The 12061-nt window shown below is 51.8% G+C and carries 13 protein-coding genes; all 13 read left to right on the top strand.

Going from position 1 to position 12061, the window contains the following annotated elements; genetic code table 11:
* Positions 1-361 precede the first annotated feature (361 nt).
* On the top strand, positions 362-1684 hold the full coding sequence (locus GF404_13425; protein MBD3383180.1) for a GTPase: 1323 nt from the start codon (positions 362-364) through the stop codon (positions 1682-1684).
* Positions 1684-2634 (top strand): carbamate kinase, encoded by a 951-nt coding sequence (arcC, locus tag GF404_13420; protein MBD3383179.1) that lies wholly within the window; start codon positions 1684-1686, stop codon positions 2632-2634. The genes GF404_13425 and arcC overlap by 1 nt, the downstream gene beginning before the upstream one ends.
* Positions 2635-2638: 4 nt before the next feature.
* Positions 2639-4006: an HD domain-containing protein gene (locus GF404_13415; GenBank protein ID MBD3383178.1), complete on the top strand. Its 1368-nt coding sequence runs from the start codon at positions 2639-2641 to the stop codon at positions 4004-4006.
* Positions 4003-5142: an ADP-forming succinate--CoA ligase subunit beta gene (gene sucC, locus GF404_13410; GenBank protein ID MBD3383177.1), complete on the top strand. Its 1140-nt coding sequence runs from the start codon at positions 4003-4005 to the stop codon at positions 5140-5142. Before GF404_13415 ends, sucC begins: the two co-directional genes overlap by 4 nt.
* A 35-nt stretch (positions 5143-5177) precedes the next feature.
* Positions 5178-5540: a hypothetical protein gene (locus GF404_13405; protein MBD3383176.1), complete on the top strand. Its 363-nt coding sequence runs from the start codon at positions 5178-5180 to the stop codon at positions 5538-5540.
* Positions 5541-5615: 75 nt separating this feature from the next.
* Entirely contained in the window at positions 5616-6641 is a 1026-nt protein-coding gene (gene sucD, locus GF404_13400) for a succinate--CoA ligase subunit alpha (protein MBD3383175.1), read from the top strand.
* A gap of 36 nt (positions 6642-6677) precedes the next feature.
* Positions 6678-6998 (top strand): 2-oxoglutarate ferredoxin oxidoreductase subunit delta, encoded by a 321-nt coding sequence (locus tag GF404_13395; protein MBD3383174.1) that lies wholly within the window; start codon positions 6678-6680, stop codon positions 6996-6998.
* Between the two features lie 10 nt (positions 6999-7008).
* Positions 7009-8148, top strand: coding sequence for a 2-oxoacid:acceptor oxidoreductase subunit alpha (locus tag GF404_13390; GenBank protein MBD3383173.1), 1140 nt, complete (start codon positions 7009-7011; stop codon positions 8146-8148).
* Between the two features lies 1 nt (position 8149).
* On the top strand, positions 8150-9013 hold the full coding sequence (locus GF404_13385) for a 2-oxoacid:ferredoxin oxidoreductase subunit beta (GenBank protein MBD3383172.1): 864 nt from the start codon (positions 8150-8152) through the stop codon (positions 9011-9013).
* 9 nt (positions 9014-9022) lie between these two features.
* Positions 9023-9619 carry a 2-oxoacid:ferredoxin oxidoreductase subunit gamma gene (locus GF404_13380; protein MBD3383171.1) on the top strand — a complete coding sequence of 199 codons (597 nt, stop codon included), beginning with the start codon at positions 9023-9025 and terminating at the stop codon, positions 9617-9619.
* Between the two features lie 13 nt (positions 9620-9632).
* Positions 9633-10040, top strand: coding sequence for a nucleoside-diphosphate kinase (locus GF404_13375; protein MBD3383170.1), 408 nt, complete (start codon positions 9633-9635; stop codon positions 10038-10040).
* Positions 10040-11278 carry a nickel-dependent lactate racemase gene (larA, locus tag GF404_13370; GenBank protein ID MBD3383169.1) on the top strand — a complete coding sequence of 413 codons (1239 nt, stop codon included), beginning with the start codon at positions 10040-10042 and terminating at the stop codon, positions 11276-11278. Before GF404_13375 ends, larA begins: the two co-directional genes overlap by 1 nt.
* 3 nt (positions 11279-11281) lie before the next feature.
* The coding region (gene mdh / locus GF404_13365; protein ID MBD3383168.1) for a malate dehydrogenase at positions 11282-12061 on the top strand (780 nt) is incomplete at its 3' end.

The following is a 12061-nucleotide window of genomic DNA, read 5'->3' as shown; positions in this document are numbered from 1 at the left end:
TGCAGGGCGATATTCAACTGTTATTTTATTTCTGTCTGTAATCACAAAAATAATGTTTATCGCTGGAAATCCACTGCATACGCGGGATTGCATGACCGGGGATGAAATCGATGATCAGATACCGGGCAGACATCAGTGGAAATATCGGCGCTTATATGTATTAGATAAATTAGTGAAAAAAATAGCAAAAAGTGCTTGAATTTTGTGGGCGATCTGATAGATTCACTTTACTGTTCAGCCGGAAGGGTATATTAATGAACGGTTTCTGGGCTGTTGTGATGGGGTTGTGGCCGTCGATTCGGCCAGTCTTTGTACTGAATAAAGTAGAATAAACTCGGATCATAAACGGCAGGAGGAATGAATGCCGAAGAATGTTATCATCATGGGTGCTGCTGGAAGAGACTTCCATAACTATAACGAATTTTACAGGGACAACAAGGACTACAATGTAGTCGCTTTCACAGCCACTCAGATCCCGAATATCGAAGGTCGTAAATATCCCGCCAAGCTGGCCGGGAAGATGTACCCCAAGGGTATTCCGATCAAGCCTGAGGCGGATCTCGAGAAGCTGATTCAGAAACATGAAATAGACGAAGTTGTCTTTTCCTATTCGGATGTTCCGCAACACTACGTGATGCAGAAGGCGGCATTGGTCGAACGCGCCGGAGCCTCTTTTGTGCTTTTGGGAACTCATCAGACCATGATCAAATCCAAAAAGCCGGTGGTTGCGATCACTGCCATCCGTACCGGATGCGGCAAGAGCCAGACCACGCGCAAGGTCTGCGAAGTTCTCAAGGGGCTGGGCAAGAAAGTGGTCGCGATTCGCCATCCGATGCCCTACGGTAACCTGACCCAGCAGATCAGCCAGCGCTATGCCAAGCTGGCCGACCTCAAGAAGCATAAATGTACTATCGAAGAGATGGAAGAATATGAACCGCATATTAAAAGCGGTACCGTATGCTACGCCGGTGTTGACTATCGAGTGATTTTGGGCGAGGCTGAGAAGGAGGCCGATGTGATCGTCTGGGACGGTGGCAACAACGACACCCCGTTTTACAAACCCGACCTCTGGATCGTGGTTACAGATCCTCATCGCGCCGGCCATGAGCTCAGCTATTACCCCGGCCTGACGAATTTCATCTCGGCCGACGTTATCGTGATCAACAAGATGGACACCGCCGATGCCGAGGATGTCGAGCACCTGCGTGAAAATATCGCCATGTATAACCCGGACGCGACAGTTATCGAGGCCGCTTCACCGGTCTTCGTCGACAAGCCGAACGTGATCAAGGGCAAGAAGGTGCTGGTTGTCGAAGATGGTCCAACCCTGACACACGGTGAAATGACCTACGGAGCCGGTATCGTGGCCGCCCAGAAATTCGGCGCGACCGAGTTTGTCGATCCGAGACCTGCACTGCGCGGAAGTCTCAAGCAGACCTTCGAGACTTATCCGAATATCGGACCGTTGCTTCCGGCTATGGGCTATGGCGCGCAGCAGGTGCGTGACCTGGCCAACACGATCAACGCTGTCAAATGCCAGAGTGTGGTGATCGGCACTCCGATCGATCTCAGACGCATTATCAATATCAAAAAGCCCTCGACCCGGGTTCGCTACGAACTGCAGGAAATTGGCAAGCCGGATATGACCGATGTGCTGGAGGGCTTCGCAAAGAAGAAAAAGTAATGCCAGCGAAAAAGTCGACAGCAGTAATTGCTTTAGGAGGGAACGCCATAACTAAAAAAGGCGTTCCCGATACAATCGCGAATCAATTCGCCAATACCCGTCAGTCACTCTCCGGGATAATTCCCCTGATCCGAAACGGCTACAACATCGCCATCACACACGGCAACGGCCCCCAGGTCGGCAACGCTGTCCTGCGGGTTGAACTCGCCCGCGATAAAGCTCCCATACTGCCTCTCGGGATCTGCGTGGCCGACACCGAAGGCGGGATGGGTTACATGATCGAACAGTCGCTTCAGAATCGCCTCAGGCAGGAGAAGATCAAGCGCGATGTGGTCACTTTTGTGACCCAGGTGGTGGTAGATAAAAACGATCCTTCGATGAAGGATCCATCAAAGTACATCGGGCAGTTTTACGAATACAATGAGGCTCGCAAGTTTGCCAGGGAACGGGACTGGTCGATAAAAAAAGATGCCGATCGCGGGTGGCGCAGGGTAGTACCCTCACCGATACCGCTCGATATTCCCTCCGCCAGGCATATCAAAACCCTGGTATCGAAGGGCGTTATCGTAATTGCCGCCGGCGGGGGCGGTATCCCGGTGTTCGTCGATGATGACGGCAACTACGACGGTGTCGACGCGGTCATCGACAAGGATCGCGCCAGCGCGCTTCTGGCCAAACTGATCGACGCCGAACTGCTTTTGATACTGACCGGTGTCGACAATGTGGCTTTGAACTACGGAAAACTCGACCAGGTGCTTTTGGGCGAGGTTAAATACGACGAGATGAAACAATACCTGACAGAGGGGCATTTTCCGCCCGGCAGTATGGGGCCCAAGGTAGAAGCGGCCCTCGGTTTTCTCGACATCGGCGGTAAAAAGGTGATTATCACGTCGATCGAAAAAGCTGTCGAGGCGGTGGAAGGGAAAGCCGGTACAACCATTACCAAATAGATTTATGTATGGTCTAAACAGAGCAGTCGTCGATGAGATCTTAGAACATGGCAACCTGTATGAAGTAGGTGGCTATGTCCGCGACAGCTTGCGCGGGGTGGATTTTCCCGAAAAAGACCGCGATTACCTCGTCACAAAAATCGAATTCGACCGACTCGTAAGAATTCTCACAGGATTCGGCCAGGTCGACCTGGTCGGGCGTTCATTCGGTGTCATTAAATTTACTGCATCCCCCAACGGAATAAAAAATACCATTACATACGATATCGCTTTGCCACGCAGTGAATTTTCCACTGGCAGTGGTCATCGCGACTTCAAGGTCGATTTCGACCACAAACTGCCGATAGAGGAAGACCTGCTTCGCCGCGACTTCACTATCAATGCCATGGCTCGTGACCTCCGTACAGGTGAAATTCTGGATCCGTTTGGCGGTGGAGAGGACCTGAAAAACGGCCTGATTCGGATGCTCAGGCCGGATACTTTTAAAGATGATCCCCTCAGGATGATGAGGGCGATCCAGTTTGCGGCCCGGTTTGAATTCCAGATCGAGCCACAGACCTTCGCGGCCATTGTCGAAAATGTCGACCTGATCACGACCATCTCGCCGGAACGAATCCAGGAAGAGCTGAACAAGATGCTGACCCGCGCCCAAAAGCCCTCGATCGGGTTTATTTTGATGAAAGAATGCGGAATGCTCAAAAAAATTTTGCCCGAACTGGCCGAGACTGTTGACGTCGACCAGCCCGGCGGTTATCATGCTCATGACGTTTTTACTCATTCGATCAATACCGTTGATCAGCTCAAACCTTCGCTGGTTGTGAGGCTGGCCGGGCTTTTGCATGATGTCGCCAAGCCTCCTTCCAGGACGCTGGAGGGGGATCGTGCCCACTTTTACGGTCATGAGGTCATGGGCGCGAAAATGGCATCCGAAGTGTTGAGCCGGTTGCGGTTTTCAAATCATGTGATCGAGGATGTGATGGCTTTGATCAGGACTCATATGTTTACCTCGGAGCTTTCCGATAAAGGTGTACGGCGCCTGATTCGCAAGGTAGGCCCGGAGCTTGTATTTGACCTGCTGGACTTGAGGCGGGCCGATGTTATCGCGCAGGGAATGGGTAATACAACGCCGGATATCGATCTCCTCGAAAAACGAATCCACACCGAACTGGACAATAAAACACCGCTGGGGCTGTCGCAGTTAGCTGTTAACGGCAACGATATTATGCAGGAATTTAACCTCAGGCAGTCACCGCATGTGGGTGAGATATTGAATCACCTGCTGGATTATGTGCTCGAATTTCCGGATCAAAACGAAAAAGAAATATTAATGGATATAGCTCGGAAGTACATGCAAGATAAGGAGCGAGAATGAAAATTCACGAGTATCAGGCCAGGGAACTTTTCAAGGCTCAGGGTATACCAGTGCCTCCCGGCAAGGTCGCCACAACGCCCGAAGAGGCCAAAGCCATTGCCGAGGAAATCGGCAAGCCGGTTATGGTCAAGGCGCAGGTCCATGTCGGCGGACGAGGTAAAGCCGGTGGAGTGAAATACAGCGCCAATGCCGATGAAGCCTTCGAAAATGCTAAAAATATCCTGGGAATGGATATCAAGGGGCTTACTGTCAAGAAAGTCTTGATTTCCGAAGCGGCCGACATCGAGACCGAATCCTATGTCGGTATCATTCTCGACCGTGCCACCAAAAAGCCGGTCATGATGGTTTCTCCCGCGGGCGGTATCGATATCGAAACCGTGGCAAAAGAGACTCCTGAAAAAATTATGCAGCATCGAATCGATCCGATTCTGGGAATGCAGATGCATGAGGCCCGCAAGCTGGCCTTCTTCCTGTATGATGATCCCAAGCTGGTCAGCCAGGCCGCCCGGATTATCCTGCTGGTTTACAGGACATTCATGGCCAACGATTCTTCGCTGGCGGAGATCAACCCGCTGATCACCACGCCCGATGGCAAAGTGGTGGCCATCGACGCCAAGATCAATATCGATGACAACGGCCTCGACCGTCATCCCGAGATCGAGAAGATGAGGGATTTGGATGCCGAGGACGCTTCCGAGATGGATGCCAAACAAGCGGGATTATCCTTCGTAAAACTGGAGGGCAATATCGGTTGTATCGTCAATGGCGCAGGGCTGGCGATGGCGACAATGGACCTGGTCAAGCATTTTGGCGGTCAGCCGGCCAACTTCCTGGATGTCGGAGGATCATCCAATCCGCAAAAGGTTTTAGACGCGATGAAGATCATTTTACGCGATTCCAACGTAAAGGCGATTCTTTTCAATATCTTCGGAGGCATAACCCGCTGCGACGATATCGCCAATGGTATCAAGCAGGCTGTCAGCGAACTCGATCCACCGGTTCCGATCGTGATCAGGCTGACAGGAACCAATGAAGATGAAGGCCGGAAAATTCTCGAATCGATCAACCTGACGGCCGTATCTTCTATGGAAGAGGTCGTCAAAACCGCGATCGAGAAAGCGGGGATCGCGGCCTAAAAAGAATTCCCCGGACTGGTCCGGAGGGCAGTTATATGAGCGATAACATGGATGGCAAAAAGAAATACGATGACGATGAATACCTCGAACCCTCAGATCCCATAATCGAGGAAGCGGAGGAGGATCCGAAAGATCTTCTGGATGAAGAGGACGACGATGAACTGGCCGATTACGATGAAAACGACGAGGAGGACCGCGCCCACCTGTATCGACGGCGTAAAGGTTACTCCTGGGAGGAAGATGATCGGCGTCGTCGCAAATACCTGGACGAAATTCCGAGTGACAAGCTGGTTATCGGGGATGAGGAACAAGAAGCAGATGAAGATGAAGACGAATACGAGGATGACTATGAAGATGACGGGCTGGATATAGTCGACGAGGAAGACTATGAAAAGTAACTGCCTGGGTCGGGGATTTGTTAATGGATTAGCCAATTTCAGGTATGGGAAAACGTATTAAATAAAGAGGTTTATATGAGTATCTTTGTAGATGGTAAAACCAGGGTGGTCGTGCAGGGCATCACCGGCCGCGATGGTTCTTTCCACACCAAACAGATGCTGGAATACGGCACCAAGGTGGTGGCCGGAGTCACTCCCGGAAAGGGTGGCCAGAAGCTCGAAGGCGTGCCGATTTTCAATACTGTGGCGGAAGCGGTGGCCGAAACCAAGGCTAACGCGTCGATTATCTATGTCCCGGTGGCTTTTGCGCCGGATGCTATCCTCGAGGCGGCCCAGGCCGGGATCAAGCTGGTCGTGTGCGTCACCGAGGGTGTTCCCGCCAATGATATGCTCAAGGTTTACAATTACCTTAAGGGTACCGAAACCAGGCTGATCGGACCCAATTGCCCCGGCATAATCTCGCCGGGTAAGACCAAGGTCGGAATCATGCCGGCCCAGATTCATAAAAAAGGCAAAGTCGGCGTAGTCTCTCGTTCCGGTACGCTTACCTACGAGGTCGTCTACAACCTGACCCTCGCGAAGCTGGGGCAGTCGACCTGTATCGGCATCGGAGGCGATCCGGTGATCGGTACTAATTTCATAGATTGTCTGAAAGCATTTAACGAGGATCCGATGACCGATTCGATCGTGATGATCGGCGAGATTGGCGGTACCGATGAAGAAGAAGCCGCCAAGTTTATCAAAAAGTATGTCGACAAGCCGGTGGTGGCATTTATTGCCGGTCGCACCGCTCCTCCAGGGAAGCGTATGGGGCATGCCGGCGCGATCATCTCCGGCGGGACAGGCACGGCCGCGGATAAAGTCAAGGCTCTCAACCGGGCCGGTATAAAGGTCGCTAAGATTCCGAGCGAGATACCGATACTTCTTAAAGAGGAACTTGACAAGGTAAAATCGAAATCCGCCCCGAAGAAGAAATCCACCGCCAAGAAGAAAACAACTAAAAAAGCAACGTCCGGCAGGAAAAAAGCTAAGAAAGCAACCGCCGGTAAGAAGACGGCCGGGAAGAAAACAGCCAAGAAGAAAACGTCCAGAAGAAAATAACGTTAATCGTTCACACTGGCAATAGTGGAGCATAAGATGACAGAAACAAAAACCGGCGAGGCACAGCAAGAGTCCAGGCCCGCCGAGAACCAGGCAGAGGAACAGACGCCTAAGGAGCAGGCTTCCGAAAGTAAACCTGAGAAGGAAAAAGAAAAGAAGTCGGCCAGCGACAATCCTCTGACCATATTTTATCACTGGTGTAAGGCCTGTAATATCTGCATCGCCTTATGTCCGCATGATGTGTTCATACCAGACCGAGACGGAAAACCGATTGTGGAACACCCCCGAAAATGCACTCAGTGTTCTATCTGCTGGATGCATTGTCCCGATCTGGCCATCGTTTCCAATGAAGACTAAAGGAGTAGTTATGACAGACAATGTTCAGTTACTTCAGGGAAACGAAGCCTGTGCTCATGGTGCGATTCTGGCTGGAGTCAAGTTTTTTGGCGGTTACCCGATCACACCCTCGACTGAAATCGCGGAAAATCTCGCGCGTATGCTTCCCACGGTCGGCGGGACATTCATGCAGATGGAGGATGAGATCGGATCTCTGGCCGCGGTTATCGGCGCAGCGGTATCCGGTGCCAAATCCATGACCGCCACTTCCGGGCCGGGCTTCTCCCTCATGCAGGAACATATCGGTTACGCCTATATGGCCGAAGTTCCCTGTGTAATTATCGATGTTCAGCGCGGCGGCCCCTCGACCGGGTTGCCCACCAAGGTTTCACAGTCGGATATCATGCAGGCCGCCTACGGTACTCATGGAGATTATCATTCCATCGTGCTTTCAGCATCCTCCTGCGAGGAATGCCTGACCCTTACAATCAAAGCTGTTAACCTGGCTGAAAAATATCGCACACCGGTCGTGCTGTTGACCGACGAGGTGATCGGCCATATGCGTGAGAAAGTCAGGATACCGTCCCCTGATGATATCGAAGTCTACGACCGTATCAAACCGGATGTGCCCCCGGAATGGTATCGTCATTTCGAGATCACCCCGACTTTCGTGGGGCCGATGGCTTCCTTCGGTGAGGGGTACCGTTTCAATATCACCGGGCTGACCCATGACCAGATGGGTTTCCCGACGGCTCGCCCGGTTGAGATCAAGAACAAGCTGGACAAGCTCAGAAAGAAAATCGTTCAAAACAAAGAGGAAATCTGCGAAATCAAGACCGTTTACATGGATGACGAACCGAATGTCGCCGTAATCTCCACCGGCATAGTCAGCCGCGCCGCCAACCAGGCGATTAAGATGGCGCGCCAGAAACGGATGAAGGTCGGTGCGATGCAACTCGTCACGGTCTGGCCCTTCCCGGATCATATCCTGAAAGAATATCTCAAATCAGTTCGACACCTGGTAGTGGCTGAACTAAATCAGGGTCAGCTGATCAAGGAAATCGAGCGTTACGTGGATACCCGCCACACCAAGATCATTCCCCTTCAGCGCTATGACAGCGAACTGATTACTCCGCAGATGATCCTGGACACCATAAGGGAGGTGAAGTAATATGGCCGAAGCAACTACCGCAACAAAAAAGAAAAACAAACAGCCCTCCAACGTGGTGCATAACTACCTCAGGCCCAAAAAGACCTTCCCGCATGTCTGGTGTTCCGGGTGTGGAATCGGTGTTGTGCTGGGGGCCCTGATCCGTGCCATCGACAAACTCCAGATTCCCAAGGACGACATCGCTGTTTTGTCTGGAATCGGATGTTCCTCGCGACTGCCGGTCTATGTCGATTTCAATACACTGCATACGACCCATGGCCGGGCAATCGCATTCGCATCGGGCGTCAAAGCCGCCAAGCCAAAGCTCAACGTTATCGTTATCACCGGTGATGGTGACTGCCTGGCAATTGGCGGAAATCATTTTATCCATGCCTGTCGTCGCAATATCAATATCACTACGATCCTGGTCAACAACCATATCTACGGTATGACGGGCGGGCAGTTCTCGCCCACAACCCCGACCACCAAGCGCGGTTCGACTGCTCCCTACGGCAACCTGGAGCATCCATTCGATGCTACCAAGCTGGCCGCCGCGGCTGGAGCGTCCTATGTCGCACGAGGAACCGTTTACCACACCGGGCAGTTGATTCGTATGATTGCCGACGGTATCCAGAGCAACGGCTTTTCGGTAATCGATGTGCTCTCCAATTGTCAGACCTATTACGGTCGCTGGAATAAAGAAGGCGACGCGGTCAAGATGGTAAACTGGTTCAAGTCCCATGTGGTCCCGGTTACATCCGCGGCCAAACTGCCTCCGGAAAAGCTCGAAGGCAAGTGGATTACCGGTGTAATCCATAAGGAAGAAAAATCAGAGTATACCGACAACTACGCCGCTCTCAGGGAGCGCGTGAACAGGCAGGGATAGGGGAGTGATATGACAAAAGCAAAAAGCAAACAGAGCACTTATGATCGCTATGAAATCCGGCTCTCCGGTTCAGGCGGACAGGGCCTGATTCTTGCTGGTGTGATGCTGGCCGAGGCGATGGGTGTGCAGGACGGCAAAAATGTTGTCCAGACCCAGTCCTATGGCCCGGAAGCCAGGGGGGGCGCTTCACGTGCCGACGTAGTCATGTCAAATGACACGATTTACTATCCCAAGCCGATGGGGCTCAATCTCCTGCTGGCACTGACTCAGGAAGCCTGTGACCAGTATTTTCCGAACCTGCGGGAAAATGGGACATTGATAATCGATTCCGATCTTGTACACCAACCGCCAACTCCGGTCTGTTATGCGTTTCCGTTTACGCAACTGGCCAAAAGCGAGATCGGTCACGTGATGGTCGCCAACGTAATTTCGCTGGGCGCGATCGTGGAACTCACCGGCCTGGCTTCCAAAGAAGGTGTCAAGAAGGTGGTCAGGTCCCGTGCCCCGATGGGCACTGAAGAAAAGAACCTCAAAGCACTCGAACTCGGTTTCGAGATCGCCAGAGAAGCCAAGAAAAAACAGGGCAAACCAGCCGTGAGCGCGTAATACGGAGACGATAATGGAAAAGACTCTTGCGATTATTAAACCGGATGCTGTTAAAAAAGAAGTTGTCGGAGAGATTGTTCACAGGTTGGAGCTGTCCGGTTTCAAAATCCTGGCCCTGCAGATGATGCAACTGACTGAAGAAAAAGCTCAGGGATTCTATCAGGTCCATAAGGACAAACCGTTTTTCAATGAACTGGTCTCATTCATGACATCCGGGCGCTGTGTGCCGATGGTCCTTCAAAAGGATAACGCTATTCAGGATCTCAGGACCCTGATCGGTGTGACCGATTCGCGCAAGGCATCTTGTGGAACGATTCGGAATAATTTCGGTACAGATATCCAGGAGAATGCCGTGCATGCTTCCGATTCACCGGAGAACGCCAAAATCGAGATCGGATATTTCTTCCCGGACCTGGCTTGATGATATATCCGCTCAGATACGGCCGGGGTAGATATCGGCTTGAAATTCCGGATCATTGCGGAGTCGATATTCTCAAAGCCCGATCTGGACAGCCGCTGGACCTCGATTCTGAAATAGAACGAAACAGACTGCCGGAGAACTTTTTCTCCGGCAGTTTTCGTTTGCTGATTATCGTAAACGATGCTTTTCGTGCCACACCATCGTATGAACTACTCGACCGCATCCTGCCAGAGCTGGTTGATCATCATGAAGTCAGGATTATCATCGCCACCGGACTTCATCGCCAGCCAACGCAGTCTGAATACAAAAGCCTGATCGGGAAACATTATGACACTATCAAAGATCAAGTTTACTGGTCGGATTCCCATGACCGGGACAGTTTTGAAAAGCTCGGCAAATGGAACGATGGTGGCGAGGTCTGGGTCCATAAGCAGTTCCTATGGGCCGAAAATGTTCTGATTGTCGGTTCGGTCGAACCGCATTATTTCGCCGGTTTCACCGGAGGCATAAAAGCTGTTGTACCCGGCCTGGCCTACTGTAAAACCATTGAGCACAACCACCAGAAAGCGATCTCTATGTCTGCGCAACCGGGCAAAACCGAGGGTAACCCTGTCTGGAAGGAACTCTGGTCGACGACTGAATTTCTTGATTTGAACTGTATTTATTCCTATCAAATCGTTCAGGATTCAGCGCGCAAAATCGTTGCTTTAACCTGTGGGAATTTGATCGACAGCTATAATCGAGCGGTTGAAAAAAGCCGGGAGATTTACATTCATCGCCTTGACAGACAATATGATCTGGTGATCGCGGAGCATTCCCCGCCCCTCGACCGCAACCTCTATCAGCTTCAGAAATGCTTTGAGAATACGCAGGCGGGAGTGCGTGACGGAGGCACGCTTCTGATGCTTTCGGCCTGTGAGGAAGGAATCGGGACAGAGGCTTTTTATCGGCTGGCGGAGCGTTACCCAAACCCCCGAAAACTGCTGGCTGAAGGCAAAATTGAGTTCAAGCTTGGGATTCATAAACTTTATCGAACTGCGCTGTTGACAAACCGGGTAAATCTGTGTTTAATGTCATCTCTTGCGGATGCTGACGTGCGCAGAATATATATCGAACCTGTGATGGATGCCAACACGGCAATCGAGTCACTTCTGAGCAGAAATAGAGAATTAAGCATATTAATAGTAAAGGATGCCGGTCATACAGTGATACGAAGGGCCGGTAAAACAGGAGGATAAAAGATGCGTAAGAAAGTATCGGTTATCGGTGCTGGAAATGTGGGCGCGTCCTGCGCAATGTATCTGGCGAACCGCAATATCGCCGATGTAGTGCTGGTGGATATCATTGAAGATATGCCCGCCGGTAAGGCACTCGACCTGACCCAGGCCGGACCGCTGGTCGGCTATGATATCTGGGTCAACGGTACCAATGATTTTGCAGATATCAAGGATTCCGACCTCGTGATCGTGACTTCCGGTCTGGCTCGCAAACCGGGTATGTCGCGTGAGGATCTGCTCAAGAAGAATGCTGAAATCATCAAGTCGGTCACCGAAAATGTCGTCAAGTATGCTCCCGAGGCTTATATCCTGATGGTCGCCAATCCGCTCGACCTTATGACCTACCATGCCTCGGTCGTTTCCGGTTTCCCGAAAAACCGTGTCTTCGGACAGGCCGGTGTCCTGGATTCGACCCGCTTCCGGACCTTTATCGCGATGGAGCTGAATGTTTCCATGAGCGATGTGCAGGCGATGGTCCTGGGTGGTCATGGTGACACTATGGTGCCGATCCCGAAGTATACCACTGTCGGCGGTGTCCCGATCACCGAGCTTATCCCGAAACAGCGTATCGAGGAAATCGCCCAGCGCACCCGTATGGGCGGTGGCGAAATCGTCAAACTGCTCAAGACCGGGTCGGCTTATTACGCTCCGGCTATGGCTTCGGTGCAGATGGCCGAGGCGGTGCTTCTGGATCGCAAGCGTGTGCTCCCGGCCTCCGCTTTTGCCACAGGTCAGTACGGCATT

The organism is Candidatus Zixiibacteriota bacterium, assembly GCA_014728145.1.
Classification (GTDB): Bacteria; Zixibacteria; MSB-5A5; order JAABVY01; family JAABVY01; genus WJMC01.
Note: the sequence above shows the minus strand (reverse complement) of the source record. Positions and strands in the feature narration are given on the sequence as shown.